Genomic DNA, 26453 nt, shown 5'->3' with positions numbered 1-26453 from the left:
GTCTGAAGCCGGGCGAGGCCACCCGGGTCTTCAGCCGCTTCTGGCGGGCCGACCGGGCCCACGCGCCGTTTCCGGCCGGCTGTCAGCCCCGTAGTTCCTTCGGCGGGGTGCGGTCGGCGTCGACCTTCTGCACGCGCACCAGCTCGCCCCAGACGATGTAGCGGTAGCGCGAGGTGTAGACGGGGGTGCAGGTCGTCAGGGTGATGTAGCGGCCGGGCTTGCTCCTGCCGGATGCCCTGGGGACCGCGGAGAGGACCTTGACGTCGTACTTCGAGGTCTCGGGGAGGATCGAGTAGACCTTGTAGACGTACCAGGCGTCCCGGGTTTCGAAGACGATCGGGTCGCCCTTCTCCAGCTTGTCGATGTTGTGGAACTTCGCGCCGTGGCCGTCCCGGTGGGCGGCGACGGCGAAGTTGCCGTCCTTGCCCGAGGTGGGCAGCGTGGCCTTGACCGGGTCGGTGTAGTAGCCGGCCACGCCGTCGTTGAGGATGCCGGTGCCGGTGCCCTTCTCGACCAGCACCTCGCCGTTGCGCATCGCCGGCACGTGCAGGAACCCGATGCCGTCCTTGGTGTCGAGCGCGCCGGGTCCGGAGTCCTTCTGCCGCGCCCAGTGCTCGCGCACCTCGTCGGCCTTCCGGTCGGCCTTGCGGTCCGCTATGACGTTCGTCCACCACAGCGAGTAGACGACGAACAGGCCGAGCAGCACGCCCGCCGTGATGAGGAGTTCCCCGAAGACGCTGACCGCCAGCGCGATCCGGCCGGGGCGCCGGCGGCGCGGGGCGGGAGCCGGTTCGGGCGCGTCCGTGGTCTCTTCGGTCTCGTCGGCGGTCGCTGCCACAGTTCCTCTGCCCTTGACTCGGTGAGCTCTACTCGATGAGCGCGTCCGGCTTGCCCTTGCTGCGCGGGCGTTCCTGGACCATCTTGCCCCAGACGATCAGCCGGTACTTGCTGGTGAACTCCGGTGTGCAGGTGGTGAGCGTGATGTAGCGGCCGGGGCCGGTGAGACCGGAGCCCGGCGGGACGGGGTCCAGCACGCTGGTGTTGGACGGCGGGGTCACCGGGAGCGTCGAGGTGACCTTGTACACGAAGTACGTGTCCTGCGTCTCGACCACGACGGGGTCGCCGGGCGTGAGGCGGTTGATGTAGCGGAACGGCTCGCCGTGCGTGTTGCGGTGCGCGGCGAGGCCGAAGTTGCCGGTCCTGTCCTGGGGCATCGCCGTCTTCAGCGGGGCCTCGCCGTAGTGCCCGACCATGCCCTTGTCGAGGACCCTCTTGTTGCTGATGCCCTCCGCGATGGGCGCGACGACGTCCAGCTTGGGGATGTGCAGGATGGCGAAGCCCTGTCCCGGCTCGAAGACGCCCGGGCTGCGCCTGCCGCTGGCCCAGTCGTCCTGGAGCCGGTGCGTGGCGCTGCCGGCCTGGGCGTGCGCGCGGACGTTGGTCCACCACAGCTGGTAGGTGACGAACAGCAGCATCAGCACGCCGGCGGTGATGAAGACCTCGCCGACGGCCCGGCTCGCCAGGGTCGCCGCGCCGGGCTTGCGCAGTCGCGCCTGACGCCGGGCCTCCACCCGGGTCAGGGGGCGCCGCGGGTCGTGTTCCGCCGGGGCCGTCGGCGCCGTCCGGGACGCGCCGCCGGTCCGGCGCCCTCCGCGCCGCTTGGCGGCCTTCCTGCGGGCCGCACGGCCGCCGGTCGCGGCGGGGGTGGCCCCGGCGGCCGGGGAGGCCCCAGCGGCCCCCACGGGCTCACCGGCCCGCCCCCGCACCACCCGCAGTGCCATCGTCTCGTCATCGACGGGCGGCAACGGAGCCGTCGGGGGATCGTCACCGATCCGCGGCGACCGCGCGGAACGGGACTCGCCCACGACCCGGGGCAACGGAGTCGTCAGGGGGTCGTCCGTCCCCCGGGCAACCGGCCCGCCCCCCCGGACCCCGCTCACCGGAGGCTGCGGCCCCCGCCGGGGCTCCCCCGGCACCCGGGACGAACGGGCGGTCAAAGGCTCCCCGGTCACCCGGGGCAGCGGGGTGGTCAGGGGATCGTCCGTCCCCCGGGAGACCGGCCCGCCCCCCCGGGTCCCGCTCGCCGGAGGCTGCGGCGCCCGCCGGGGCTCCCCCGGCACCCGGGACGAACGCCCGGTCAAAGGCTCCCCGGTCACCCGGGGCAGCGGAGTCGTCAGGGGGTCGTCCGTCCCACGGGCAACCGGCCCGCCCCCCCGGACCCCACTCGCCGGAGGCTGCGGCGCCTGCCGGGGCTCCCCCGCCACCCGGGGTAGCGGGGTGGTCAGGGGGTCGTCCGTCCCACGGGCAACCGGCCCGCCCCCCCGGACCCCACTCACCGGGGGCTGCGGCGCCTGCCGGGGCTCCCCCGCCACCCGGGGTAGCGGGGTGGTCAGGGGGTCGTCCGTCCCGCGGGCAACCGGCCCGCCCCCCCGGACCCCACTCACCGGGGGCTGCGGCGCCTGCCGGGGCTCCCCCGGCACCCGGGGCAGCGGGGTCGTCAGGGGATCGTCCGTTGTCCGGGCGGGCGGCGGGCTCCCCTCGGCCGTGGTCGCCGGGGGGCGGTCGGGCGTCCGGGGGCCGGCCGGTGGTGGGGCGGTGGGGCGGGGGCGCACGCCGGCGGAGGGCTCGTACGGGCTCTGGGCGCCGTACAAGTCCTCGCGCTCGGGGCGCAGCGCGGTCACGCCGTGGCCCTGCCCACCACCGGGGCGAGCCCCGCCGACCGCGCCACGGCATCCTGGTCGCCGCACTCCACGAGCCAGTTGGCCAGCATCCGGTGGCCGTGCTCGGTCAGCACCGACTCGGGGTGGAACTGCACGCCCTCGACGCGGTGCTCCCGGTGCCGCAGGCCCATGATGATGCCGTCCTGGGTGCGGGCGGTCACCTCCAGCTCGGCCGGGACCGTGGCCGGTTCGGCGGCCAGGGAGTGGTAGCGGGTCGCGGTGAAGGGGGAGGGCAGGCCGGCGAAGACGCCCCTGCCCTCGTGCTCGACCGGCGAGGTCTTGCCGTGCAGCAGTTCGGGCGCCCGGTCGACCACACCGCCGTACGCCACCTGCATCGACTGCATGCCGAGGCACACCCCGAAGACCGGCACCCCGGTGGCCGCGCAGTGCCGGACCATGTCCACGCACACGCCCGCCTCCTCCGGCGTCCCGGGCCCGGGGGAGAGCAGCACGCCGTCGAAGCCGTCCTCGGCGTGCGAGGTCGTCACCTCGTCGTTGCGCAGCACCTCGCACTCCGCGCCCAGCTGGTACAGGTACTGCACGAGGTTGAAGACGAAGCTGTCGTAGTTGTCGACGACGAGAATCCGCGCACTCACTGGTTGTCCACCGTCACATCGTTGAAGGGCAGCAGTGGTTCGGCCCACGGGAAGACGTACTGGAAGAGGACGTAGACCACGGCCAGGATCAGGACGAGCGAGATCAGTGCCCTCACCCACGCGTTGCCCGGCAGATGCCGCCAGATCCAGCCGTACATGCCGTCCCTTGCCGTCCCTTCCGTATCCCCTACGGCACCAGACCCACGCCGTACGTCACCAGACTAGCGGCGCGGGGCCTTCGGATGGCCTGACTCCACGGGCTATCCCACCGGCTTCGCGTAATGCAGATCCACTGTGCCGGAGTAGCCGGGAAGGGTGACCGTGCCGTTGTCGGTGACGTTCCAGCCGAGGCCGTAGACGTTGACGTAGACCATGTAGGTCTGGATCGCCTTGCTGTCCGCGAGGGCCTGCTTGAGCCGGTCCGGGTCGCCGACCGCCGTGATCTTGTACGGGGGCGAGTAGACGCGGCCCTGGAGGATCAGGGTGTTGCCGACGCAGCGCACCGCGCTGGTGGAGATCAGCCGCTGGTCCATGACCTTGATGCCCTTGGCGCCGCCCTGCCACAGCGCGTTCACCACGGCCTGGAGGTCCTGCTGGTGGATGACCAGGTAGTCCGGCTGCGGCTCGGGATAGCCGGGGAGCTTGGCGGTGGCGTCGGGCGGGGCGTCGTTCAGGGTGACGGTGACCGCCCGGCCGGTCAGCTCGTCGGTGCCCGCGCTCCTCTCCAGCCCGCTGAGCTTCTCGTCCTCGGCCTTGGTGCTGCCGTCGTCGTTCTCGGCCAGCGACTCCACGCTGTCGCGCAGGGTCGCGTTGGACTCGTCCAGCCCCTTGTTCTTGCGGCTGCGCTGCTGGATCAGGTCGGACAGCTTCAGCAGGGAGCCGTCCTGGCGGATGTCGGTGCCCTTGGCCGTGTCGAAGCTGGTGAAGAAGATCAGACCGGCCAGGGCGAAGACGGCCGCCGTCAGGATCCGCACCGGGCGCAGGCGCGGCCGGCGGGCGGGGCGGGAGCCCGTTGCTCCCGTCCCGGGAGAGTCGGCAGAATTGCTCAACGTACCCTTATCTCCTTCGGCGCCACGGAAGCACTACGCTAACGGACGCCCGGGGGAGCACACAGAGTCGTCGTGCTGGCCCCTTGTACGCTGCCCCGAGCCCGACCCAGTTCCCTGCGCGGCCACGCAGCGCATCGACAGGAGAGACCCTCGTGCCGAAGTCACGTATCCGCAAGAAGGCCGACTTCACGCCGCCGCCGGCGAGGCAGGCGCAGGCCATCAGGCTGACCAACCGGGCCTGGGTCGCACCGGTCATGCTGGCCATGTTCCTGATCGGTCTGGCCTGGATCGTCGTCTTCTATGTGACGGACGGCTCGCTGCCCGTCGACAGCCTGGACAACTGGAACATCGTGGTCGGCTTCGGCTTCATCGCCGCCGGGTTCGGTGTCTCCACGCAGTGGAAATAGCCCCGCGCACCCCTCTGCCCACATCTCTGCCCAGGGCTATCCACTGAGTTATCCACAGCCGTTGTCCACAGTGGGGAAAAAGAACGACGATCTGTGGATAACTTGTCGGGTGTTGACGCCGGTGTGACTGGTCCAACACGCCTCAGACACCCGTTCGCCCCCTGTCCGACCTGCGGAAACACATCCGAGCGACAGGGGGCACAGCTGTGCCCGCACCGTATGCACAAGATCGGGCACATGCTGTGGACAACGGTTCGGGGACAGCGTGTTCCCCAGCCGGTCAGGTGAGCTGGGCGGTTCTGATCAACGCGAGGGCCAAGGCCAGCGCGAGGACCACGGCACAGGTGCCGTACTGCACCAGCGCCCGCCGCTCGCGCGGGGCGTGCACCATCGCGTAGCCGGTGACGACACCGGCGACGAGCCCGCCGATGTGCGCCTGCCAGGCGATGTGCAAGGACCCGTTGAAGGTGAAGATCAGGTTGATCACCAGCAGCGCGAGGACCGGCCGCATGTCGTAGTTGAGCCGGCGCATCAGCACGGCGGTGGCGCCGAAGAGGCCGTACAGCGCGCCCGAGGCGCCGAGCGAGGGAACCGTCGGAGCGACGAGCAGATAGGTCAGCGCGCCGCCCGCCAGCCCGGAGACGAAGTACACCGCCAGATAGCGCGACCGGCCGAGGGCCGCCTCCAGCGGGCCGCCGACCCACCACAGGCTGAGCATGTTGAAGCCGATGTGCCAGTACTCCTGGTGGGCGAACATCGACGACACGAAGCGGTACCACTCGCCGCCCGCCACGCCCGAGGTGGGCGTGAACGGCTTCTCGGGCAGACCGCCGTAGAGCACCACGTCGTACAGGAACGAGGGGTCGGCCTTGATCGCGACGAACATCGCGAGGTTGATCCCGATCAGGATCTTGGTGATCAGCCGGGGGTCCGCCGTGACCGTGCCGCCGGCGAGCGTGCGCGGCCGGGACGCCTGCGGGGCGGGTCCCCCGGCGGCCGTGCCGCGGACGCAGTCCGGGCACTGGAACCCGACCGAGGCGCTGACCATGCACTCCGGGCAGATGGGCCGTTCACAGCGGGTGCAGCGCACGCCGGTCTCCCGGTCCGGGTGCCGGTAGCACACGGGCACGCTGTGGGCGTCCTGCGCGCTCCCTGCGGACTGCTCCATCGGATCCCCTTGCTCGTCGTGTCCGTGGCTGACGGCACTATCCTGCCCCCTTCATCCTTACGGACGAGCGCGGTGCCGGGTTCCCGGCGCGGGGAGGGCGCGGTGCGCCGGATCAGCCCTCGCGGGCCTCGACGAGCACCGTCTCGAGCACGACGTCGGCCAGCGGCCGGTCGTTGCGTCCCGTCGGCACGCGCGCGATGGCGTCCACGACCTTGCGCCCGGCCGGGGTGCTGACCTCGCCGAAGATGGTGCGCTTGCCGTTCAGCCAGGTGCTCGGGGTCACCGTGATGAAGAACTGCGAGCCGTTGGTGCCCGGGCCGGCGCTGGCCATCGCCATCAGGTACGGCGTGTCGAAGGCCAGGTCGGGGTGGCACTCGTCCTCGAAGCCGTAGCCGGGGCCGCCGAGGCCGTTGCCCATGGGGTCGCCGCCCTGGATCATGAAGCCGCCGATCACCGCGTGGAAGACAGTGCCGTCGTAGAGCCGGTCCCGGCTGCGCACGCCGGTGCGGGGATGGACCCACTCGCGTTCGCCGCGCGCCAGTTCCACGAAGTTTCTGACCGTGACGGGCGCGTACAGCGGAAAGAGGCGGATCTCGATGTCGCCGAGGGTGGTCTTCAGGGTGGCGTAGAGCTGCTCGGCCACGGTCCGCCTTCCGTCGTCGTTCCGCCGCGGTCCTCCGATCCTTCCACGCCCCCGACCCGCCGACGCCCGACGGCGACCGCTCGGATCGAGCCGAAAACGGCGGGCGCCACCCATATGCCCGCCCGCGCGTGCCGCACCGGCCCTCGGCAGGCATGATCCGTAAAAGGGTGGAAAGTCGAAATACCGTACGCCACCGAGGAGGAGGAACCCGTGACCCGCATTGACAGCGTGCGCGCCGCGACCGGCTCGGCGAAGGACAGCGTGCTGCACGCCGCGGAAGTGGTGGCGCCCTACGCCGACACGGCCAAGGAGCGTGCCGCGTACTACGCGCAGGAGGCACGCGTACGGCTGGCGCCCGTGGTGTCGCAGGCCGCGGAGCAGGCCCGCGTGCAGTACGACGCCCGGTTCGCCCCGCGCCTCGAGCAGGCGCTCGCCCATGTGCCGCCGAAGGTGGACCTGGCCGCCCAGGAAGCCGCCCTCCGCACCCGCAACGCGGCCCGGCAGGCCGCCCTGTACTCGCGTCCGAAGTTCGAGCAGGCCTTGGCCGCGGCCGCCCCGGTGCGCGGCGAGGCCGCCGCGCGCGGCGCCGCCGCGATGGCCGCGCTGCGCGGTCAGGTCTCGGCCGAGGACATCCAGAAGCTGATCGCCCGCCAGGAGCGGCGGTCCCGGACCGGGCGCACCGTGAAGGTGTGCGCGGTGCTGACCGTCCTGGCGGGCGGCGCCTTCGCCGCCTGGAAGTGGTGGGACAAGCAGGCCAACCCCGACTGGCTGGTCGAGCCGCCCGCCGCGACGGAGGTCCCCGACTCGCCCCGCCTCACCTCCGTGGACGGCACCGGACCGGCCGGACCGGACCCCGAGGTGCGGGCCAAGCAGGACGACACGGACGCGGAGGACGCCACGGACCAGGACGACCGGCCCTGAGCCCCGCGCCCCCGAAGGAGCCCCCGCCGGACCGGCGGGGGCTCCTCAGCTCGCGTGCGCGTAACGGCTGGCGGGGCGCGGCAGACGCAGGTGGCCGCGCAGGGTCGTCGCGTCGTACGCCGTGCGGAACGCCCCGCGCCGCTGGAGCTCCGGCACCAGACCGCGGGTGATCTCCACGAGGTCGTGCGGCAGCGTGCCCGGGCGCAGCCGGAAGCCGTCCAGCCCGGCCTCGCGCCAGTCCAGCAGCAGGTCGGCGAGTTCACCGGGGGTGCCGGTGAACACCTCGGCGTCGGAGGCGAGCAGGGCGCCGTCCAGGTCGTCCAGGCGGGCCTTGCGGCGGGCGGCGGCGCCCGGCTCGGTCTCCAGGAAGACCAGGACCTCCGCGAACCGCAGCAGCGGCCTCGCCCGGGTGTCCCGGCCGGTGCGCCGGACGGCCGTGTCCACCTGGGCGAGGACCGCCTTCGCCCCCGCCCGGTCGTGCGGGGTGATCCACACGGCGTCGGCGGCGCGCGCCGCGAACTCGTACGGCACGCTGGCGTGCGCCAGGCTCATCACCGGCGGCTGCCCCTGCGGCGGGCGCGGGGTGATCGCCGGGCCCCGGACGCTGAAGTGCTCGCCCTCGAAGCCGATGTGGTGGATCCTGTCCCGGTCGATGAACCGGCCGGTGGCGGCATCCCGGATCTCCGCGTCGTCCTCCCAGCTGTCCCACAGCCGCCGCACGACCTCCACCGCGTCGGCGGCCTCGTCGAACAGCGGGCTCAGGCGGCGGCCGATCCGCTCCGGGTCGCGCACGTCCTCGTCGGTGAGCCGCGGGGTCGTACGGCGCCCGAAGTGGGTGGCGTCGGCGGCGCGCGAGGCGATCTGCGGGCGCAGGCCGGCCCGGCCGGTGCTCGCGTGGTCGAGGGTGGCGATGCCGGTGGAGACGTGGAACGGTTCGGTGTGGGTGACGTTCGCGGTCGGGACCAGGCCGATGTGCGAGGTCAGGGGCGCCACCCGGGCCGCGACCAGGACCGCGTCCAGGCTGCCGCGGACCTGGTCCACGCGGTCGTCGGGCCGGTGGAAGGCGGCCGACTGCACGCCGAGCGCGTCCTCGATGGTGACGAAGTCCAGCAGGCCGCGCTCGGCCTCGGTGACCAGGTCCGCCCAGTAGTCCGCGCGGAACAGCTCGGCGGGGCGGGCGTCCTCGGCGCGCCAGGCCGCCGGGTGCCAGCCGGCGGCGTCCAGGGCGACGGCGAGGTGCAGCGGGGGCGCGGTCACGGGGTCTCCTTCGGTACGGGGGTGCGCGGCGCGTCGTGGCGCAGGCCCAGGTGGTCGCGCAGGGTCGGGCCCGTGTAGTCGCGCCGGAAGACGCCCTTCTCCTGGAGCAGCGGCACCACCCGGTCCACGAAGTCGTCCAGGCCGCCGGGGGTCAGGTGCGGGACCAGGACGAAGCCGTCGGCGCCGTCGCTCTGCACGAAGTGGTCGATGGCGTCGGCGACGGTTGCCGGGGCGCCGACGAAGGTCTGCCCGCCCGAGACCTCGATGACCAGTTCGCGGATGCTCAGTCCGCGTTCCTCGGCGAGGGCCCGCCAGCCGCGGGCGATCGCGTCGCGGTCGCGGCGGAAGAGCGAGTGGCCCTTGAGCATCTGCGCGTCGGGCTCCGGGTCGATGTCCGGCAGCGGCCCGTCGGGGTCGTAGCCGGACAGGTCGCGGCCCCAGACGGCCTCCAGGTGCGCGATCGCGGTCTGCGGGCTCACCTGGGCGCGGGTGATCTCGTCGGCGTAGGCGGCGGCCTCGGCGTCGCTGTCGGCCACCACCACGGTGGCCGTCGGCAGGATCTTCAGCCGGTCCGGGGTGCGGCCGTACCGGGCCAGGCGGGACTTGACGTCCCGGTAGAAGGCGCGGGCCTCGTCGAGCCGGTTGTACTTGCTGAAGACGACGTCGGCCTCGGCGGCGGCGAACTCCCGGCCCGGGCCGGACTCGCCCGCCTGGATGACCACCGGGTGCCCCTGGGGCGGGCGCGGGGTGGTGAAGCGGCCGGAGACGGCGAAGTGCTCACCGTGGTGGGCGAAGCGCCCGGCGCCGGGCCGGACGAACGCGCCGGCCGCCCGGTCGGCGCGCACGTCCCCCTCGGCCCAGCTGTCCCACAGCTCGCGCGTGGTGGCCAGGAACTCCGCCGCGCGCGCGTAGCGGTCGGACTCGGCGAGGAAGCCGCCCCGCCGGAAGTTCTCGCCGGTGAACGCGTCGAAGCTGGTGACCACGTTCCAGGCGGCGCGGCCGCCGCTGAGGTGGTCCAGGGTGGCCAGCCGGCGCGCCACCTCGTAGGGCTCGTTGAAGGTGGCGTTGACGGTGGCGGCCAGCCCCAGCCGGGTGGTGACCGCGGCCAGGGCGCTGAGCTGGGTGAGGTTCTCCGGACGGCCCACCACGTCCAGGTCGTACAGCTGCCCCTTGTGCTCGCGCAGCCTGAGTCCCTCGGCCAGGAAGAAGAAGTCGAACCGGCCGCGTTCGGCGGTCCGCGCGAGGTGGTGGAAGGACTCGAAGGCGATCTGGCTGCGCGAGCGCGGGTCGGACCAGACGGTCACGTTGTGGATGCCGGGCAGCTGGGCGGCGAGGTGGACCTGCTTGCGGCCCGTGGTCCCGGGGCCGCTCATTCGGCGGGGAGCACGGCCGCGGGGGCCGGGGAGACGTAGCGCACGGTGTTCTCGAAGCCGATGCCGTGGCTCTTGACGTCGATCGCGATGCGGTCGCCGTCGGCGATCCGGAACCCGTCGTGGAAGCTGGCTTCGTCGGCGCCCAGCAGGACGTAGTTGACCAGGCCGGGCCGCCGCACCGCCGGGAAGGAGAACAGGTGCTCGGCCATGTCCCGGACCTGGTAGTACAGCGCGTCGCCACCGCACTCGAAGCTGCCCTCCCAGGCGGTCGCGCCGTCCCGGACGATGGTGACGCGGCCGGTCGCCGAGCGCGGCGGCGCCCCGAGGAACAGCCAGGGCGCGAGCGCGGTGTCGCACAGCTTGCAGTACGGGTTGTAGCCGGGGTCCTTGCGGTGCAGGCCGATGTCGCACAGGTCGTTGGCGAAGGTGTAGCCGGCGTAGTGCGGGGTGCCGTCGGCGTCGTTGACGTAGACGAGCGCGACCTCCGGCTCCTCGATGAGGGCGATGGGGCGGGCGGGCACGGCCAGGTCCTCGCCGGGCAGCCGGGCCCAGTCGCCGATGCCCTTGAAGAACCACTTCGGCGGGAGGAACTCGCCGTCCTCGGGCTGGCTCTGGCCGTTCCACTTCTTCTTGTGGGTGCCCATGAAGCCGCTCAGCAGCGCGGTGCCGGACGTCTCGGGCAGCAGCGGCACCACCGGGCGCACCCCGGGGTCGCCGGCCGGGACGACGACCGTCTCGGCGCCCTCGGTGACGGCGGCCCGGACGGCGTCCGCGGAGCCGTCGGTGTGCAGGAACGCGGCGGCCAGGGCGCCCTCGGCCACCCGGTACAGGGTCTGCGGCTCGCCCGGCTCGGGCAGGCCGAAGGTGACGTGGCGGCGGCCTTCGTGGACCACCTCGGTGAGGACGGGCGGCAGGGACTGGGACATGGGAAGCCTCCGGGTGCGGTCAGGGTCGGGGGGTGGTCAGGTCGGTCAGCGCGTCGCCGAGGTGGTCCAGGGCCTCGCGGATCCACGGCAGGGCGAGCGGGTCGGCGGCGGTCAGCGCGGTGGTGCGCCGCTCGTCGGTGTCGCCGTACAGGCGGCTGGTGGCGGCCCGGATGCGCAGGGCGCCGTCCGGTTCGCCGAAGGCGCTCGCCGGCAGCACGCCGACGCCGTGCCGCTCGACGAGGAACCGGACCAGGCCGGCGCCGTCGGTGATGCCGTGCGCGGCGCCGAGGCGGGCGCGCAGCGGCTCGAAGTCCGGGTAGAGGTAGCAGGTGGCGGTGACCGGGGCGAGGCGTGCGCCGGCCTCGGTGAAGCGGGCGGCCGCCGCGCGGGCCACGGTGGCGTGCAGCCGGCGGCTCGCCGCGATCCGCTCGGTGATCTCCGGGGGCTCGGCGAAGGCGTAGGCCGCGGCCGACTGCACCGGGGCGGGCGGGCTGGACCAGATCTGGCTGGCCACGGAGAGCAGCGTGGTGCGCAGTTCGCGTCCGGCGGGGCTGTCGGGCAGCCGGGCCACGCCGGTGCGCCAGCCGCCGACCGCGAGGTTCTTGGTCAGGCCGGTGGTGACGACGGTGCGCTCGGGGGCGTAGGCCGCCGGGGAGACGGCGGGCCGGGCCGGGTCGTGGACCAGGTCGCCGTAGATCTCGTCGGAGATCACGAACAGGTCCAGGTCGCGGGCGACCGCGGCCAGCCGCCGTACGGTCGCGGCCGGGGCGACGGTGCCGGTCGGGTTGTCCGGCACCGTCACGACCACCGCGCGCGGGTCGCGGCCGGCGGCGCGGGCGGCGGTGACCGTCTCGCGCAGCCGGGCGGGGTCCGGGACACCGCCCTGGCCGGGCAGGATCGGCACGGGCAGCGGCTGCCCGCCGGCGAGCCGGGCCTGCGCGGCGTAGCTGACCCAGCTCGGCACGGGCACCACCGCGTCCCCGCCGACCGCGAGGAGCAGCGCGTACAGCAGCGCCTTGCTGCCCGGGCCGGCCACCACCAGTCCGGGGTCGGTGGGCAGGCCGCGGCGGTCCCAGTAGCCGGCGGCGGCCTCGCGCAGGGCGGGTCCGCCGGCCACGGGGCCGTAGGCGTTCTCCCCGGCCGCCGCGGCCAGCCGGGCCCGCAGCTCCGGCAGCACGGGCAGCCCGATCTCCCCGCTGGTCATGGCCAGCACCCGTTGCCCCGCCCGCCGCCGCGCCTCCAACGCGGCGTCGGCGGCGAGCGTCGCCGACATGGGGACGGCGGCGGCCCGGCGGGGGGCCGTGCCGGGGGTGCCCTGCGGGGCCGGGCGCGAGGCGGTCTGCGACACCTCCGGCCGCGCCGGGTGCGGGGCCGGTGCCCCGGCCGTGTGCGGGGCCGCCGCGGAAGCCGGGGGCCCGGCCGGCCGCGGCGCCGGGCGGGAGATGCCCTGCGGGGACGGTTCCCCGGCCGGCGGCGCGGCCGCCGAGGGAGTGGTGTGCGGGGCGGTGGACACCTGGGTCACCCCGTTCCGTAGCGGTGGCGCAGTTCGGCCTTGCGGACCTTGCCGGTCAGGGTCTTGGGGAGGGCGGGCAGCAGCTCGACGCGGTCCGGGAGGAAGCGTTCGTCGTGCCCGGAGTCGCGGACCCGGTCGCGGATCTCGGCCAGGGTCGGGCCCTCGCCGTCGCGCGGGACGACGACCGCGCAGATGACCGGGGCGGCGTCGGCGTCGGCGGGCGCGAGCCCGACCAGCGCGGCCTCGACGGCCTTCGGGTGGCTGCCGATGACCGCCTCCAGCTCGGTCATCGGCGCCACCTGCCCGTCGCGGACGATGGCGTCCCGGGCCCGGCCGACGATGCGGATGCCGCCGTGCCCGTCGTCCCGGGCCAGGTCCCCGGTGTCGAACCAGCCGTCCGCGTCGAACTCGGCGGCGAAGACCTCCTCGCGCCGGTAGTAGCCGAGGGCGAGGGAGGCCCCGCGCACCTTCAGCCGGCCCGTGCCGTCGGCGCCGGGCGACTCGATGCGCAGGCGCATGGCGTCGATGGGGCTGCCGTTGCTGTACGCGGCCCAGTCCTCCGGGTCGGCGGGCCGGGTCATGGTGACGGGCCCGTTCTCGGACATGCCCCACAGCGAGTACGTCCGCGCCCCCAGCGTCGCGTGCACCTCGTCGGCCAGCTCCTTCAGCACCGGCGCGGAGCCGATGACCACGTGCCGCAGGGTGCCGGTGTCCCGCTTCTCCACCCGCTGGGAGGCGGCCACGTCGGCGAGCGTGGCCGGCGGCCCGTACAGCAGCGTGGCGCCGTAGCGCTCCACGAGGTCGAGCAGCGCCTCGTTCTTCCGGACGTCCTGGAAGGCGACGGTGCCGCCGAGCATGACGCCGCCGAGGACTCCCTGCGCGAAGCCGGAGTAGTGCACCAGCGGGGTGGACACCGCGGCCACCCAGTCCTCGCCGGAGGCGAACGCGTCGACATAGCCGCGCACGGCCGAGTGGACGGTGTTCTGGCTGTGCAGCACGCCCTTGGACTCGCCGGTGGTACCGGAGGTGAAGAGCACCACGAACGGCTCGTCGGGCCCGAGGGCCAGGCCCTCCAGCCGCCCCTCGGCGCCGGGTTCCTCCTCCCGGGGCACGGCCACGAAGTGCTCGTGGAAGGACATGGCGCCGTCCGGTACCGGACCGTCCACGACCGCCACGTGGGCGAGCGTGGGCAGCTCGGCCCGCAGCCCGGTGACGATCTTCGCCAGCGGGGTGCCCGACCACTCGGGGAGCGTGACGGCCACCCGGGCCTCGGTCAGCCCGAGCCGGTGCCGCAGCTCCTCCTCGGGGCAGATCGGGGAGATCGGGCAGATGACGGCGCCGACGCGCATGCACGCGAACATCAGCGGCACCATCTCCCACCGGTTGGGCAGCTGGACGGCGACGACGTCACCGCGGCGCACGCCGAGCCGGAGCAGGGCGAGCGCGAACCGGTCGGTGAGCCGGGCCAGTTCGGCGTAGTCCAGGGTGTCGGTGCGGGACTCGGCGACCCGCCGGCCGGCGATGGCCAGCCGGTGCGGGCGCTCGCGGGCCTGGCGGCGCAGGTCGTCCAGGAAGGTCTCGGTGCGCCACCAGCCGCGGCGCAGGTACTCGGCGGCTTCCCCGGCCGTGGCGGCCGGGCGCCGGGTCTCGGCCGGGGCGGTCATCGCAGCAGCTCCTTACGGCGGGTGGCGAGCAGCTCGGGCAGCGGGTCGCCCGCCCGGTCGGCCGCGATCTCCAGCAGGGCCCGGGTGTTCTGCCGCACCCGGTCGCCGATCCAGTCGAAGACCCACGCCTTGCGGGCGTCGGCGGCCAGGTCGAAGGGGACGACCCGGGTGACGGCCAGGGCGGCGGCGCCGGCCCCGCCGATGTTGGCGATGACCCCCGGCACCAGCGTGGCACCGGCCGCCCGGGCCTTCTCCCGCGCCTCGGCGTCGGAGGCGAGGTTGGCGCCCTCGACGACCAGGGCGGCGCGCAGCCGGTGGACGTTGCCGGCGTTCAGCGCGTGCTTCTGCGCGGCGAGGACCAGCACGTCGGCGTCGACGTCGAGCCAGGCGTCCGGCTCGCCGGAGGTGGTGACGTGCTGCGGCAGCCGGGAGCGGTCGATCCGCCCGAACTCGTCGGTGATCCCGACGAGGTCGGCCACCGGCAGCCGGTCGGCGCTGATGGTGCCCTGGACGTCGGCGACGGCCACGACGGAGTGGCCGCGCTCCTCCAGGAACCGGGCGACCGCGCGGCCCACGGCGCCGAAGCCCTGCACCACGACCCGGGCGGCCTCGCTGCGGCCGCTGCTCTCCAGCGCGGTGAGCGCGGCGACGCCGACGCCGTGCCCGGTGACGTCGATGAGCGGCTCGTAGTAGGTGCGCCAGTCGACGGGCATGTCCGGGGCGCCCAGGCGGTACCGCGGGTCGTAGCCGGCCTCGGCGAAGAACACGGCCCGGTCGGCGGGGGTGACGCCCATGTCGATGCCGAGGTGGATGCCGCCGTGCAGCAGGGGCTTGACGGTACGGCCGAAGGTGCGGAAGGTCTCCTCGCGGTCGCCGCCGTCGGAGACGATGCCGCCCTTGGCGCCGCCGATGCGCAGGCCCGCCAGGGTGAACTTGTCGGTCATGTCGCGGGCGAGGCCGCGCACTTCCTCCTCGGTGACGTGGGGGGTCATCCGCACGCCGCCCATGGCCAGGCCGTCGACCAGGCTGTCGACGACCACCCAGCCCTTGACGGCGCCCCCGCTGCCGTTCAGGTGGACGACGAACGCGGGCTCCTGGCTGTCTTCCGTGAAACTCATGGCAACTGCCAACTCCTCGGGTCGGTGGGTGGTGCGGCGGGGGTCACTGGTAGAGCTGGGTGAAACCGCGCAGGATCTCCCGGCCGTCGCTGCGGAACTCCAGGTGCGCCTGGGAGCCGTAGACGCGTCCGTCGTCGGAGCGCAGGAACTCCACGGGCGCGTGCTCGGAGCGGCCGATGGAGCGGTAGCCGGCCGGTGCCTGCCGGAGGTAGAGGGTGTGCCGGTGGAACACCGTCACGGTCGGTTTGACGTAGGTGAACAGCGGATCTTCCTTGTCGACCTGGGCCTCGTGGCCGCCGACCCGCTGGGGGCCCTCGGCCAGTTCGCCGCCGGCCGCGACGGCGAGGATCTGCATGCCGCCGCAGATGCCGAACACCGGCACGCCGGAGGTCATGACCAGGTCGATGAGGGGCTTGTAGTGCTCCTGGTCGAACGCCCGCACCTTGGTGCCGCTCAGCACGATCGCCTGGTAGCGGCCGTCGAGCCGGGCGGGGACGGACACCGCGTCGACCGCGTCGGTGGCCGAGCCCAGCTCCTCGAAGCGGCGGCGCAGCTGGGGCAGGGACAGGGTTCCGTTGTTGACGACCAGGACACGGGGCTGCGCCACGTGCGTCCTCCTCACGTTCGCGTGATGACGGTGCCGGTGCGGGCGGCGAGCAGGTCGGAGACCGGCGCGCTGCCGATGACGACCCGGTCCACCCCGCGTTCCAGGGCCTCGCCGGCCGCCCGCAGCTTCTTGCGCATGCCGCCGGTGGCGCCCTTGTCGCGGAACGCGGCGGCGGCCTCGGCGCTGATCTCGCGCACCGGCTCGCCGTCGATCAGCAGGTGGGTGACGTCGGTGACCAGCACCAGGTCGGGTGCGCCGACGGCCCCGGCGAGGGCGGCGGCGGCCCGGTCGGCGTCGGTGTTGACCTCGCGCCCCGCCGCGTTGCGGGCCAGCGGGGTGACGAGCCGGGCCCGGCCGGGCTCCAGGTCCTTCAGCTGGGCCGGGTCGGCGTCCGTGACCGGGCCGACCAGGTTCTCCAGCTCGACCAGCTGCTTGCCCTGCCACCACCAGCGCTCGGCCTCGCCGGCCGCGAGGATGCCGTCGCTGCCGAGGAGGCGGTCGGCGTCCAGGCCGCGGTCGCGCAGCCGCTGGAGCACCTCCTCGCCGAGCCGGGCGCTGACGGTCTTGATGTCCTCGATGACCTCGGGCGTGGTCCAGCGGCTCTGGTTGCCGTACCGGTCGCGCAGGATCGCCGAGGGCTCGCGGTAGCGGGCGCTGAGCTTCTTCAGCGGCTTGGACCAGCCGTGCACCAGGACCAGCGGGCGCTCGCGGCCCAGCCGGGCCAGGTCGTCCCACCAGGTCCCGTCGAGGTCGTCCACGGCGCTGCCGCCGAGCTTGACGACGGCCGGGGCGGCCGGCGGAGGGGGTGTGCTGCTCATGCGGGCATCACCGGGTGCATCGTCAGGCCCGTCTCCCCGGGCAGTCCGAATCGGAGGTTGACCGCCTGGACGGCCTGGCCGGCGGCGCCCTTGACCAGGTTGTCCAGCGCGGCGAGGACGACGATCCGGCCGCCCTCCTCGTCGTACATGGGCGTCACGTCGCAGTAGTTGGAGCCGAGGACGGCCTGCGGGTCGGGCACCGGGATCAGCGTCTCGGTGTTGCGCCGCACCCGCACGAACCGGTGCTCCTTGTAGAAGCGCAGGTACGCCCGTTGCAGCGTGCGCTGGTCGATCTCGGCGTCGGTGAAGACGTAGCTGCTGGTGAGCAGGCCGCGCACATGCGAGACGCCGTACGCCGACATGCTCAGCGAGCCGACCGAGCCGGGCTTGCCGCGCTCCAGGAAGTCGCTGACCTCGGCCGCGTGCCGGTGACCGGTGGGCGCGTACGGGGCGATGGCGCCGTTGCGGAAGGGGTGCAGGTCGGCGGTGCGCAGGTGCAGGCCGCCGCCGCTGGAGCCGCTCTTGCCGTCCACCACCACGGTCTTCAGGTCCAGGCCGAGGCCGAGGGTGAGCGGGGCCAGGCCCAGCGTGATGGCGGTGGCGTAGCAGCCCGGCAGCGAGATCAGCGCCGCGCCGGCCAGCTGGTCGCCGATCAGCTCCGGCACGCCGTAGACGAACCGGTCGGCCAGGTCGGTGCGGCGCTCCACCTTCGGGTACCACCGGGCGTGCCGCTCCGGGGTGCGGATGCGGAAGGCGCCGCTGAGGTCGACGATGGCCGGGACCCGGTCGGCGAGCAGCGCCGCCAGCTCCGCGGAGACCGGGGCGGGGGTGGCCAGCAGCAGGACGTCGACCTGACCGGCGACGTCCTCGGTGACCGGCTGCACGGTCAGGCCGGTGTCGATGCGCAGGCCGGGGTGCAGTTCGGCCGGCCGCTTGCCGATGTTGGAGGAGCCGCCGAGGAAGGTCAGCTCCAGGTCGGGGTGCTGGGTGATCAGCCGGATGAGTTCGCCGCCGGCCAGCCCGGAGGCGCCGACGACTCCTACGCGGATCATGCGAGCAGCTCCTGCGCGTAGCGGGCGATGGCCGAGGGGACGTCCGCGCCGGTGGCCGTGGCCACGGCCCGGAAGCCGGGCGCGTGGTTGACCTCGTTGACGACGTAGCCGTCGTCGGTGCGGAACAGGTCGATGCCGTAGATCCCGGGGCCCAGCTCCGCCGTCACCGCGTCGGTGATCTTCACGATGTCGGGGTCGTGGGCGAGGGCGCGGCTGTCGTTGCCGAGGGCGGCGTTGTTGCGCCAGTCGGTGCCGCCGCTGGCGAACTCGGCGGCGCCGACCAGCTCGCTGCCGACGACCAGGCAGCGCACCGAGGTGCCGCCGCCGATGTACGGCTCCACCAGGCAGGCCTGCTCGAAGGCGTGGCCGAGGTCCTCGACGTAGTCGTAGACGGACTGGGCGGTGTCGGTGTGCCGGATCAGGGTGACCCGCTTGCCCATCCCGCCGAAGACCGGCTTGAGGACGACGGGGGTCTCCAGCTCCGCCAGGGCCTGGGTGAAGTCCTTGCGGGACAGCACCAGCCGGAAGTCCGGCACCGGGACGCCTGCGGCGCGCAGCACGGTGCGCAGCGCGGCCTTGTTCTCGCAGGCGTGGATGGCGCGGGCGGTGTTGACGGTGCGGGCGCCGGCGGCCTCGGCGAGGCTCGCGACGAGGCCGCCGCGGGTGTAGCTGCGGCTGCGGACGAGCAGCACTTCATAGTCCCGCACCGAGGGGGCGTCCGGATCGCCGAGGCACAGGGACTCGTCGTTGACCCAGTCGACCGACAGCCCGAAGGCCCCGGCCCGCTGGATCAGCTCGCGTTCCTCCCAGGCGATCCGGTCGGCGACGACGGCGACTTTGGTGCCCATCACTGGCCCCAGTCGCGGAGCTGGACCTCGACCGTCTCCAGGGTCAGGCGCCCGTCGGAGACGTCCTCGACCCGCAGCGTCAGCATGCACTCGGGGCAGGACAGGGTCTCGCCCTGGACGACCGGCGGCACGATCAGGTCGGTCTCGCACTCGGGGCAGGCGCCGGAGAGGGTGGCGGTGGTCATGGTGGGACTCCGTTTCCGGAAGAAGGGACGGGTGGGGAAGGGGTGGTTCAGGCGGCGGCCTGGAAGTCGACCGCGGCCTTGCGGACCGCGTCGCGGTCCAGGACGGGCCCGCCGGCGGCCACCTGCCGGTCGGTCAGCCAGGCGGTGAAGGCGTCGACGTCGACGTCGACCCCGGAGTCGGCCAGCGCCCACTTCACGAGGGCCGGGGTCAGCCGGGTGCGCACCCGCAGTTCGCGGGAGCCGCCGACGAGTTCGGCCGGCAGGGTCTCGTAGGCCTCCGGGTTGCCGAGCTGGCCGGGCAGCTCGTACGCGAAGGCGTGCGGGGTGGTCGGGCCGGACTGGAAGGCGTCCCCGAGGCCGGCGCCCTTCAGGGCGATCCGGGACAGCTCGGTGAGGTGGGTGAGGTCGAAGCGGGTGTCGCCGTGCACGACCCGCAGCGAGGTCAGCAGCTCGGCCAGCGGGGCGTTGCCGCCGCGCTCGCCGATGCCGCCGATGGTCGCGGAGATCCACCGGGCACCGGCGCGGACGGCGGCGAGCGAGTTGGCGACCGCCATGCCCAGCATGTTGTGCGAGTGGATCTCGATCTCGGAACCGTCGATCGCGGTGAGGTCGGCGATCTTCGACTCCATCTGCCAGGGCGAGAGGTAGGCGACGGTCTCGGCGAGCCGGAACCGGTCGGCCCCGGCCTCGAAGCCGGCGGTGACGTACGGGACGAGCCGCTCCCGGGGGGTGCGGGCGCCGTCCTCGCCGCTGAAGGTGACGTGGAAGCCGCGCTCCTTGGCCTGCGAGATCGCCGAACGGGCCAGCGCCTGCAGGAGCTTGGCGCTCGGCGTGCCCAGCTTCAGGGTGGCGTGCTGCTCCGAGGTGGGGATGGAGTACATGATGTGGCGCACGCCCAGCCGCTCGGCCTCGTCGAGGGCCCGGGCCACCTGCTGGCGGTCGCGCACCACGAGCAGCGTCATGCTGCGCTCGGGGCTCACGGCCTCGTGCACGGCCTCGATCAGCGGCGCGTCCTTGGACCCGGGGCCGGAGACCATGCCCACCTCGACCAGTTCGACGCCGGTGCGCACCAGCAGGCCGGCGATGGCCGCCGCGTCCTTCGGGCCGAACTCGACGCCCGCCATGTGCGCGGAGTCGCGCAGGGTGGCGTCGGATATCAGGGGTGGGTTCGGAAGTTTCTCGTGGTTTTCCGGTGCTGCCATTTCAGTTCACTCCTTGTCCCGGAAAGGGCTTTCCCGCAGCGTTTCCGGACGAGTTCGGTGAACCGCAATCCGGGAACGATTGCGGCTGGCGCTGCACAACAGAATCCGGCCCGGGACGGGGGCCTGGCAACGAATTGAGCGTCAGAAGGCCGTGGAAAAGTGTCAGGGAGTGTCAAGAACTACAGGGTCTGCAAGAAGGGTGTGGCCGTACGCAAGAGTCCGCCGAATACGGCGCCCGGGCGGGCGCGGCGCGCCTACCGTGCGATACATGGACCTTCTCTCACTGCCCCGGCTGGGGCTCGTCGTCCCGCCGGAGAATCCGACCGCCGAACCGGAGTTCGCCACGCTGCTCGCCGGCCGGGTGAACGTGTACACGGCCCGCTTCCCGACCACGCCCGGGCTCGGTCTGAAGGACATGCTGGAGACCTACAACCGGGTCCTGCCCGACACCCTCGGCCGCTTCGGCGGCATGCGGCTGGACGGGGCCGTGGTGGCGTGCAGCGCCTCCCACTACCTGCTCGGCCCGGACGGCGACCGCGCCTTCTGCGCCGAGCTGTCCGAGCGCGCGGGCTACCCCGTGTGGTCCTCCACCCAGGCGATCCTCGCCACCTGCGCGGCCCTCGGCATACGCCGGCTGACCCTGGTCTCGCCGTACCAGCCGTGGCTCACCGACACCTCCCGCGCCTTCTGGCAGGAGGCCGGCCTCACCGTCGACGGGGTCGTGACGGTGCCGGCGCGCGAGACCCCCGGCGAAGAGCCGCACCACGATCCGTACCAGGTCACGACCGCGCGGATACTCGACCGCGTCACCGCGTCCGACCTGCCCGCGGACACCGCCCTGCTGTTCACCGGCACCGGCATGGGCACCCTCGCGGCGCTCGCCGAGCTGGCCCGGCGCGAGCCCGGCCGGACCCTGCTCACGTCCAACCTGGCGTCGGCGTGGTGGGCCCGCCGCGCCCTGGCCGACGGCGACGCGGACGCGGCGCACCCCCTGCTGCGCCGCCTGGAGACGGCGACGGTGTGAACCCGGACGGGGCCCCGGCGCGCACCGGGGCCCCGTCCCCACCGTCGACCGGTGAACCGTCCGGGCTGTCCGGGGCCTACGACGCCTCGGACAGCTCGGGCGTCCGCGGCCACTCGGGCTCCTCCGGGCGCTCGGCGGCGCGGCAGTCGCCGTACCCCATCCGGTAGCCCACGCCGCGGACCGTGGTGATCCACCGGCTGGAGCCGAGTTTCGACCGCAGACTGCTCACATGGGTGTCGATGGTGCGGCTGGTGCAGGCCCAGTTGCTGCCCCACACCGTCGCCATCAGTTCCTTCCGCGACACGACCGTCTCGGAATTGCGGGCCAGCACGTACAACAGCTCGAATTCCTTCGAGGTGACCGGTACCAGCCGGTCGTGCAGCCGCACCTCCCGGGTACGCGGGTCGATATGCAGCGGGCGCAGGGAAATCGTCTTCTCCGGGGACGGTGCGCGGTGCGCCCGGCGCAGTACGGCCTCTATCCGCGCGCTTATCTCCCGGAATCCCCAGGTCTTCACCACACAGTCGTCCGCCCCGGCGCGCAATGCGAGGACCCGCTCCAGTTCGTCGTCCTCGTCGGTCACGGCGATCAGGGGAATGTCGCCGGCGCTGCGCACCGACCGGCACACCTCCAGCCCGTCCATGTCCGACAGCTCCAGCGAGAGCAGCACCAGATCCGCGTCGTGGTACGTCCGCAGCGCCCGTGCCCCGGTGTGCACGCTCCGCGTGGTGTAGCCCTGTCTGCGCAGATCCCGCTCGGTCGCCTCGGCCGCGGCGGCGTCCCGTTCCACCACGAGTACGTTGGTCACCCCTGCCGTCCCCTCTTCATCACTTGGCTCGCTCCCTGGTGGCCGTCAGCCCGCGGCCCTGCTCGGCTCGGCCGCGGGGGCGGCCGGCGGCGGGAGGGGCGCGCGTTCCGGGACGTCGTCGAGGTACTGGTAGGCGTACGCGGCCGAGGCCATCGTCATGTGGTGGTGCCAGCCCGGGAAGGAACGGCCCTCGAAGTCCAGGACGCCGAGACGGTTCTGCAGCACGGAGACGGCCGACAGGGCGGCGGTCCGGCCCCGCACCAGGGACAGCACCTCGTCCACCGGTCCGTCGGTGAGGCTGGTGAGCCAGTACCGGGCGGGCAGCCGGCCGTCCAGGGCGGGCCGCTCCAGGACGCGGTAGGCGCGCGCGCCGCCGTCGGCGCCGGCCGGCTGCGGCAGCCGGACCGTGCCGGTGTAGGTGTGGATCGTCACGGCCTTGGTGCGGCCGTCCGGGGCCTGCCGCATCATCACGTGCGGCTGCCGGGCGTGCCGTACGCCCATCAGCCCGCCGACCGTGCGCACGGTCGGCGTGTGCTGGCCGACGAGCACGATCTGCCCGGGGTCGACCTCGGCCACCACGTCCAGCCGCTCCCGGGCCAGGCCCACGAGCACGCCGGCCGCGTCGTCGCACCGGCTCAGGTCCAGGACCCAGGGCAGTCCGGCCCCGTGCGGCAGCGTGACCGCGTCGGCGGCATAACCGAGGACGTGGCCGCCGACCGGGCGCTCCCGCTCCTCGTCCGGTATGCGGGCCCGCCGCCGGCGCTCCGGGTCGCCGTCCCAGGGGCCGCTGAGCACCAGGCTCCAGTCGACCGGGAAGGCCCCCTGGGCACCGGCCAGGAACAGGCCCAGCGCGTGCTGGCAGTTGCCGGCCTGCCGGGTCGCGGGGTCCACCCGGCGGTGCACGCCCACCGAGTGGCCGCCGTTCTTCGGGATGACCAGCTCGGCGACCGTCCAGGCGTAGGGCGCGGCCGTCGCGGCCACCCGCCGGGCGAGCCTGCGGCGCACGGGCCGCCAGTCCCAGGAGCTGGCGTTGATGAACTGGTGCAGGCCGCGCAGTGCCGCCGTGGGTAAAAAGTCCTCCCGGGCCATGCGCCGTGGTGTCTTCTTGCCGGAGCCGTGGAGCAGGGCCCACAGATAGGCCCGGGCCCAGCGGTGCTGTTCCACTCTGTGCAGTGATCGGAATACGTCCTCGACAAACCTCTCGATACGTGGATCATCGCTCGTTGCCATGCGCGTCTCACTCGACGACATAAACGCTACGTCCCCTCGTATTTCGTAACGCTCGCTGTGAGGCCGGTGCATCGTGCATGTGCCCGAGCCACAAAATACCCTCGGATCCACAATTCTGTCCGTCGCCCGTACGGTACTTCGCTACTTCCCGCGCTGAGCTGGGCACATGTGGTCGGGCGACAGGCATGGAGGGCCCTCGGCAGGGGTCGGTAAATGCCGGTTGACCCAATACTGATGCCCCCGTCGGACCAAGATCCGGGGGCTTGTCAAAATCATATGAACAAACCCTTTGTCCACGGGCACGCCGATGACCGCCGAAGGCCGGGGGATACCTTCGGCGGTCCGCTCGTCGGGCCCGCGTGGCGTCTGATCAGTCGCGTTGTGCCGCCAGGGTGTCGAGCCAGTTGCCCAGCAGGCCGTGCACGGTGTCCGGCTGGTCGAGATGGACGTTGTGCCCGGCACCGTCGACGACGGCGTAGGTGGCGCGCGGGTAGTGGTCCAGCAGCGCCAGCTGGTCCCGCCAGCCGACCAGGTGGTCCTGGCGCCCCGTCACCACCAGATGGGTGCCGTCGTGCGCGCCGAAGCCCGACTCCGGGGGCCGCCGGAACAGGTACGCCTCGCGTAACGCGGCGGCGTCCGCGCGGTGGTGGGCGCGGACGCCGGGCAGCACGTGGTCGCGGAAGGCGTTCCAGCCGGCGTCGTCCTGGTACAGCGCGATGCGCGTGAACACCTCGCGGTCGGCCGGGTCGAGCGCGGCCAGCAGCGCCTCGTCCCGGGCGAGCACCTCCCGCTCGGGCAGCGTCCGCTCCCCGTCCGGCTTGACCAGCGGCGCGATCAGCGCGGCGCCCAGGACCCGCGGTCCCCGCTCGGCGATCAGCCCGCGGGCGAGCTGGCCGCCGTAGGAGATGCCCACGACCGCGAACGGCTCGGCACCGAGGACCCCATCCACGAACCGCAGCACCGCCTCGCCCATGGCCTCCGCCGTGACTGGCCCGGTCAGCCGGGGCGAGCGGCCGGCGCCGGGCAGGTCGACGTAGAGCCGCCGCCAGCCGCGACGCGCGGCGAACACGGGCTCCAGCGGCAGCAGGAGCCGGTGGTCGACGGTGTGGCCGTGCAGCAGCACCACGGGCGTGCCGGAGCCGAACTCGACATGGTGCAGCAGCCGCTGCGCCGGCTTCGGCCTCCCGGCGGTCTTCGTCGGTCCAGTCTCTTCGGTCATGGCTCCACAGTCCGGTGATGACGATCCGGTGTCGGCGGGATGGTGAGGACAAGGGCGGTGCGGGCGAGGGTGGTGATACGGCGATGCGGCGGGGAGGCGATCGTCCCCGCCGCCGTACGCCGCGCCTACGCCACCGGGCGCTTGGCGGGGAAACCGTGGCCGCGGGCGAGCACGACGACGGCGATCACCGGCAGCATCAGCAGCAGCACGCTCCACGGCAGCGAGTCGCTGCCGGTCAGGTCGAGCAGCACACCGCCGATGACACCGCCGCCCGCCATGGCGACGTTCCACAGCGTCACCAGCATGGCCTGGGCCGCGTCGGCCGCCTTCTCGCCGCCCGCGTCGCCGGCCGCGGTCTGCAGCAGGGTCGGCACCCCGCCCCAGCCCAGGCCCCACAGCACGGCCGCGAGGTAGACGAGCGCGGTCTGGTCCGCGAACACCGCCAGCGCCGCGGCGGCCACCGCGACCAGCAGCGAGCTGGCGATCGTCAGCACCCGCAGCCGGTGGTGGATCTGCGCGCCGACGATCCAGATGCTGGCCAGCGAGGCGATGCCGAACACCAGCAGCACCAGGTCGGTGTTGCCGCCCATGCCGAGGTCGTCGAGGAACGTGGCGATGTAGGCGTAGATGATGGTGTGCGCCAGGACGAAGACCAGCGTCACGAACAGCACCGGCACCACGCCGGGGACCTTCAGGGCGTGCAGCATCTTCGGCCGCTCGCCGCGCTCCTGGCCCGGGTAGTCCGGTACGGCGGCGGCGATCCACGCCAGCAGGAGGACGGTGAGCGCGGTCATCGCGAGGAAGGCCACGCGCCAGTCGGTCACCTTGCCGAGGAACGTGCCGGCGGGCACGCCGAGGGAGAGCGCGACGGGGATGCCCGCCATCGCCACGGCGATGGCCCGGCCCTGCAGCGGCACCGGGGCCAGCCGGCGCGCGTAACCGGCGAGCAGCGCCCAGGCCAGGCCCGCCGCGACACCGGCGACGAAGCGCGCCACCATCGTGAGCCCGTACACCGAGGACAGCGCGGTGACGGTGTTGGCGACGGCGAAGCCGGCCATGGAGGTCAGCAGCAGCCGCTTGCGGTGCCAGCCGGCGGTCGCCGCCGTCAGCGGGATCGCGGTCAGCGCGGTACCGAGGGCGTAGATGGTGACCGTCTGCCCGGTCGCGGACTCGCTCACGTTCAGGTCGTCGCTCATGGACGGGAGCAGACCGGCGGGCAGGGTCTCGGTGAGGCTCGTGATGAACACGGCGGTGGCGAGGGCCAGCAGGGCGAACAGGGGCAGCTTCTGCTGCTCGCCGGCGCCCGGCCGGCCCGCCTCGGCGCCGGTCCGCACGGGCGAACCGGCCGCGGTATCGGGTGTGGTGCTCATGGGGTGTGCTCCAGGTTTTCGGGGACGGAGTGGGTGAACGCTCGGGGTGGGCCCGGGGGACCGGGCGGACCGGGAGGCCCAGGGGGACCGGAAGGCCCCGGAGGGCCGCAGGGCCCGGGGCTCGCCGGCCGGGACCACCGGTCCGCCGGCCGCGGTCCCCGGCTCGTCGGCGGGGTGCGCCGGTACGTCGTCATGACCGGCTCAGGCCCCCGTCGACCGGCAGGCGGGCCCCGGTGGTGAACGTGGCGTCGGTGGCCAGGAACAGCGCGGCCCGGGCGACCTCCTCGGCGGCACCGAGGCGGCCCAGGGGCGGCAGGGGCACCCCGTTGCCGCCCGGCGCCTCGATACAGCCCGGCGCCACGGCGTTGACGCGGATGCCCCGGGAGACCAGCTCGCCGGCCAGCGCGTGCACGGCGGCCGGCGAGGGCGCCGGGGTCATGAGGACGACGGCGCCACCGTCCCTGAGGCGTGCCAGCAGCGGCCGGGCGGTGGCCACGACATCCGCGAACAGCCAGTCGACGACACCCCCGGGACCCAGGCAGGCGGTCACGTCGGAGGGCGCGACGACCCGGGCGGCGGAGCCCAGTTCGCCGCCGAGGCGGTCCCGCTCCTCCGTGGTGCGGGCGGTCAGCACGACCTGGGCGCCGCCCTCCACCAGACGCTTGGCCACGGCCAGCCCGATGGCGGTGGCCTCTGAGACGACTACGGCCGTCCGGCCCGCGTACTTGGTCATGC

General features: G+C 73.6%; 27 protein-coding genes. 3 read left to right on the top strand and 24 right to left on the bottom strand.

What is annotated here, in order from left to right:
- Positions 1-82: 82 nt before the first annotated feature.
- The 5 genes from ACZ4W9_RS21420 to ACZ4W9_RS21400 form a co-directional block, all read right to left on the bottom strand.
- Positions 83-838, bottom strand: a complete 756-nt coding sequence (locus ACZ4W9_RS21420) for a class E sortase (RefSeq protein ID WP_467938066.1) — start codon at positions 836-838, stop codon at positions 83-85.
- A 28-nt stretch (positions 839-866) separates the two neighbouring features.
- Positions 867-1865 (bottom strand): class E sortase, encoded by a 999-nt coding sequence (locus ACZ4W9_RS21415; RefSeq protein ID WP_467938064.1) that lies wholly within the window; start codon positions 1863-1865, stop codon positions 867-869.
- An 812-nt stretch (positions 1866-2677) separates the two neighbouring features.
- Positions 2678-3316, bottom strand: coding sequence for an aminodeoxychorismate/anthranilate synthase component II (locus ACZ4W9_RS21410; RefSeq protein ID WP_467938061.1), 639 nt, complete (start codon positions 3314-3316; stop codon positions 2678-2680).
- Entirely contained in the window at positions 3313-3474 is a 162-nt protein-coding gene (locus tag ACZ4W9_RS21405; protein WP_103813562.1) for a hypothetical protein, read from the bottom strand. The genes ACZ4W9_RS21410 and ACZ4W9_RS21405 overlap by 4 nt, the downstream gene beginning before the upstream one ends.
- A gap of 102 nt (positions 3475-3576) precedes the next feature.
- On the bottom strand, positions 3577-4365 hold the full coding sequence (locus ACZ4W9_RS21400; RefSeq protein ID WP_467938058.1) for a DUF881 domain-containing protein: 789 nt from the start codon (positions 4363-4365) through the stop codon (positions 3577-3579).
- Positions 4366-4517: 152 nt separating this feature from the next.
- On the opposite strand from ACZ4W9_RS21400, the gene crgA reads away from it, so the two are divergent.
- The gene (gene crgA / locus ACZ4W9_RS21395) at positions 4518-4772 is read left to right on the top strand and encodes a cell division protein CrgA (RefSeq protein WP_318202420.1); all 255 of its coding nucleotides are present in this window, start codon (positions 4518-4520) and stop codon (positions 4770-4772) included.
- Positions 4773-5052: 280 nt separating this feature from the next.
- Here crgA and ACZ4W9_RS21390 read toward each other — a convergent pair whose 3' ends face one another.
- Positions 5053-5940 carry a rhomboid family intramembrane serine protease gene (locus ACZ4W9_RS21390; protein WP_467938056.1) on the bottom strand — a complete coding sequence of 296 codons (888 nt, stop codon included), beginning with the start codon at positions 5938-5940 and terminating at the stop codon, positions 5053-5055.
- 112 nt (positions 5941-6052) lie between these two features.
- Entirely contained in the window at positions 6053-6583 is a 531-nt protein-coding gene (locus ACZ4W9_RS21385; RefSeq protein ID WP_467938054.1) for a peptidylprolyl isomerase, read from the bottom strand.
- Between the two features lie 210 nt (positions 6584-6793).
- Here ACZ4W9_RS21385 and ACZ4W9_RS21380 point away from each other — a divergent pair, with 210 nt between their 5' ends.
- Positions 6794-7504: a DUF5324 family protein gene (locus tag ACZ4W9_RS21380; protein ID WP_467938052.1), complete on the top strand. Its 711-nt coding sequence runs from the start codon at positions 6794-6796 to the stop codon at positions 7502-7504.
- 45 nt (positions 7505-7549) lie between these two features.
- On the opposite strand, the gene ACZ4W9_RS21375 is transcribed toward ACZ4W9_RS21380, so the two are convergent.
- The 12 genes from ACZ4W9_RS21375 to ACZ4W9_RS21320 all read right to left on the bottom strand — a co-directional run bounded on the left by ACZ4W9_RS21375 (position 7550) and on the right by ACZ4W9_RS21320 (position 20067).
- The gene (locus tag ACZ4W9_RS21375; RefSeq protein ID WP_467938050.1) at positions 7550-8761 is read right to left on the bottom strand and encodes an LLM class flavin-dependent oxidoreductase; all 1212 of its coding nucleotides are present in this window, start codon (positions 8759-8761) and stop codon (positions 7550-7552) included.
- Positions 8758-10134, bottom strand: a complete 1377-nt coding sequence (locus ACZ4W9_RS21370) for an NtaA/DmoA family FMN-dependent monooxygenase (RefSeq protein ID WP_467938048.1) — start codon at positions 10132-10134, stop codon at positions 8758-8760. The genes ACZ4W9_RS21375 and ACZ4W9_RS21370 overlap by 4 nt, the downstream gene beginning before the upstream one ends.
- Complete coding sequence (locus ACZ4W9_RS21365) at positions 10131-11060, bottom strand: fumarylacetoacetate (FAA) hydrolase (protein WP_467938047.1); 930 nt, start codon at positions 11058-11060, stop codon at positions 10131-10133. The genes ACZ4W9_RS21370 and ACZ4W9_RS21365 overlap by 4 nt, the downstream gene beginning before the upstream one ends.
- A gap of 19 nt (positions 11061-11079) precedes the next feature.
- Entirely contained in the window at positions 11080-12333 is a 1254-nt protein-coding gene (locus ACZ4W9_RS21360; protein WP_467938109.1) for a pyridoxal phosphate-dependent aminotransferase, read from the bottom strand.
- A gap of 245 nt (positions 12334-12578) precedes the next feature.
- Positions 12579-14237, bottom strand: coding sequence for an AMP-binding protein (locus ACZ4W9_RS21355; RefSeq protein ID WP_467938045.1), 1659 nt, complete (start codon positions 14235-14237; stop codon positions 12579-12581).
- A complete protein-coding gene (locus ACZ4W9_RS21350) occupies positions 14234-15355 on the bottom strand; it encodes a Glu/Leu/Phe/Val dehydrogenase dimerization domain-containing protein (protein ID WP_467938043.1) in 1122 nt (373 codons plus the stop codon). Before ACZ4W9_RS21350 ends, ACZ4W9_RS21355 begins: the two co-directional genes overlap by 4 nt.
- A 43-nt stretch (positions 15356-15398) precedes the next feature.
- Entirely contained in the window at positions 15399-15962 is a 564-nt protein-coding gene (locus ACZ4W9_RS21345) for a type 1 glutamine amidotransferase (protein WP_467938041.1), read from the bottom strand.
- A gap of 11 nt (positions 15963-15973) precedes the next feature.
- Entirely contained in the window at positions 15974-16780 is an 807-nt protein-coding gene (locus tag ACZ4W9_RS21340) for an amino acid kinase family protein (protein WP_467938039.1), read from the bottom strand.
- Positions 16777-17832: an N-acetyl-gamma-glutamyl-phosphate reductase gene (gene argC / locus ACZ4W9_RS21335; protein WP_467938037.1), complete on the bottom strand. Its 1056-nt coding sequence runs from the start codon at positions 17830-17832 to the stop codon at positions 16777-16779. The genes ACZ4W9_RS21340 and argC overlap by 4 nt, the downstream gene beginning before the upstream one ends.
- The gene (locus ACZ4W9_RS21330) at positions 17829-18680 is read right to left on the bottom strand and encodes an ATP-grasp domain-containing protein (RefSeq protein WP_467938035.1); all 852 of its coding nucleotides are present in this window, start codon (positions 18678-18680) and stop codon (positions 17829-17831) included. Before ACZ4W9_RS21330 ends, argC begins: the two co-directional genes overlap by 4 nt.
- On the bottom strand, positions 18680-18865 hold the full coding sequence (locus ACZ4W9_RS21325; RefSeq protein WP_467938033.1) for a lysine biosynthesis protein LysW: 186 nt from the start codon (positions 18863-18865) through the stop codon (positions 18680-18682). The genes ACZ4W9_RS21330 and ACZ4W9_RS21325 overlap by 1 nt, the downstream gene beginning before the upstream one ends.
- A gap of 47 nt (positions 18866-18912) precedes the next feature.
- Positions 18913-20067, bottom strand: a complete 1155-nt coding sequence (locus ACZ4W9_RS21320) for an isopropylmalate synthase (protein ID WP_467938032.1) — start codon at positions 20065-20067, stop codon at positions 18913-18915.
- Between the two features lie 268 nt (positions 20068-20335).
- Here ACZ4W9_RS21320 and ACZ4W9_RS21315 point away from each other — a divergent pair, with 268 nt between their 5' ends.
- Positions 20336-21091: a maleate cis-trans isomerase family protein gene (locus tag ACZ4W9_RS21315; protein WP_467938030.1), complete on the top strand. Its 756-nt coding sequence runs from the start codon at positions 20336-20338 to the stop codon at positions 21089-21091.
- 76 nt (positions 21092-21167) lie between these two features.
- Here ACZ4W9_RS21315 and ACZ4W9_RS21310 read toward each other — a convergent pair whose 3' ends face one another.
- From ACZ4W9_RS21310 to ACZ4W9_RS21290, 5 genes are all read right to left on the bottom strand, one after another.
- Complete coding sequence (locus ACZ4W9_RS21310) at positions 21168-21899, bottom strand: response regulator transcription factor (protein WP_467938028.1); 732 nt, start codon at positions 21897-21899, stop codon at positions 21168-21170.
- Positions 21900-21944: 45 nt separating this feature from the next.
- Positions 21945-23150, bottom strand: coding sequence for an IS701 family transposase (locus tag ACZ4W9_RS21305; RefSeq protein WP_467938026.1), 1206 nt, complete (start codon positions 23148-23150; stop codon positions 21945-21947).
- A 349-nt stretch (positions 23151-23499) separates the two neighbouring features.
- Complete coding sequence (locus ACZ4W9_RS21300) at positions 23500-24348, bottom strand: alpha/beta fold hydrolase (protein ID WP_467938024.1); 849 nt, start codon at positions 24346-24348, stop codon at positions 23500-23502.
- A gap of 125 nt (positions 24349-24473) precedes the next feature.
- Positions 24474-25718 (bottom strand): MFS transporter, encoded by a 1245-nt coding sequence (locus ACZ4W9_RS21295; protein ID WP_467938021.1) that lies wholly within the window; start codon positions 25716-25718, stop codon positions 24474-24476.
- A 190-nt stretch (positions 25719-25908) separates the two neighbouring features.
- Entirely contained in the window at positions 25909-26451 is a 543-nt protein-coding gene (locus ACZ4W9_RS21290) for an SDR family NAD(P)-dependent oxidoreductase (protein WP_467938018.1), read from the bottom strand.
- Positions 26452-26453: the final 2 nt, after the last annotated feature.

Source organism: Streptomyces sp. NPDC029296, from assembly GCF_055569255.1.
Note: the sequence above shows the minus strand (reverse complement) of the source record. Positions and strands in the feature narration are given on the sequence as shown.

Bases quoted from the DNA above. Each gene is read 5' to 3' on its own strand.
- ACZ4W9_RS21405 (WP_103813562.1), bottom strand. From the start codon at position 3,474: ATGTACGGCTGGATCTGGCGGCATCTGCCGGGCAACGCGTGGGTGAGG.
- ACZ4W9_RS21390 (WP_467938056.1), bottom strand. From the start codon at position 5,940: ATGGAGCAGTCCGCAGGGAGCGCGCAGGACGCCCACAGCGTGCCCGTG.
- ACZ4W9_RS21370 (WP_467938048.1), bottom strand. From the start codon at position 10,134: ATGAGCGGCCCCGGGACCACGGGCCGCAAGCAGGTCCACCTCGCCGCC.
- ACZ4W9_RS21365 (WP_467938047.1), bottom strand. From the start codon at position 11,060: ATGTCCCAGTCCCTGCCGCCCGTCCTCACCGAGGTGGTCCACGAAGGC.
- ACZ4W9_RS21360 (WP_467938109.1), bottom strand. From the start codon at position 12,333: ATGTCGGCGACGCTCGCCGCCGACGCCGCGTTGGAGGCGCGGCGGCGG.
- ACZ4W9_RS21355 (WP_467938045.1), bottom strand. From the start codon at position 14,237: ATGACCGCCCCGGCCGAGACCCGGCGCCCGGCCGCCACGGCCGGGGAA.
- ACZ4W9_RS21350 (WP_467938043.1), bottom strand. From the start codon at position 15,355: ATGAGTTTCACGGAAGACAGCCAGGAGCCCGCGTTCGTCGTCCACCTG.
- ACZ4W9_RS21340 (WP_467938039.1), bottom strand. From the start codon at position 16,780: ATGAGCAGCACACCCCCTCCGCCGGCCGCCCCGGCCGTCGTCAAGCTC.
- argC (WP_467938037.1), bottom strand. From the start codon at position 17,832: ATGATCCGCGTAGGAGTCGTCGGCGCCTCCGGGCTGGCCGGCGGCGAA.
- ACZ4W9_RS21330 (WP_467938035.1), bottom strand. From the start codon at position 18,680: ATGGGCACCAAAGTCGCCGTCGTCGCCGACCGGATCGCCTGGGAGGAA.
- ACZ4W9_RS21325 (WP_467938033.1), bottom strand. From the start codon at position 18,865: ATGACCACCGCCACCCTCTCCGGCGCCTGCCCCGAGTGCGAGACCGAC.
- ACZ4W9_RS21320 (WP_467938032.1), bottom strand. From the start codon at position 20,067: ATGGCAGCACCGGAAAACCACGAGAAACTTCCGAACCCACCCCTGATA.
- ACZ4W9_RS21315 (WP_467938030.1), top strand. From the start codon at position 20,336: ATGGACCTTCTCTCACTGCCCCGGCTGGGGCTCGTCGTCCCGCCGGAG.
- ACZ4W9_RS21305 (WP_467938026.1), bottom strand. From the start codon at position 23,150: ATGTCGTCGAGTGAGACGCGCATGGCAACGAGCGATGATCCACGTATC.
- ACZ4W9_RS21300 (WP_467938024.1), bottom strand. From the start codon at position 24,348: ATGACCGAAGAGACTGGACCGACGAAGACCGCCGGGAGGCCGAAGCCG.
- ACZ4W9_RS21295 (WP_467938021.1), bottom strand. From the start codon at position 25,718: ATGAGCACCACACCCGATACCGCGGCCGGTTCGCCCGTGCGGACCGGC.
- ACZ4W9_RS21290 (WP_467938018.1), bottom strand. From the start codon at position 26,451: ATGACCAAGTACGCGGGCCGGACGGCCGTAGTCGTCTCAGAGGCCACC.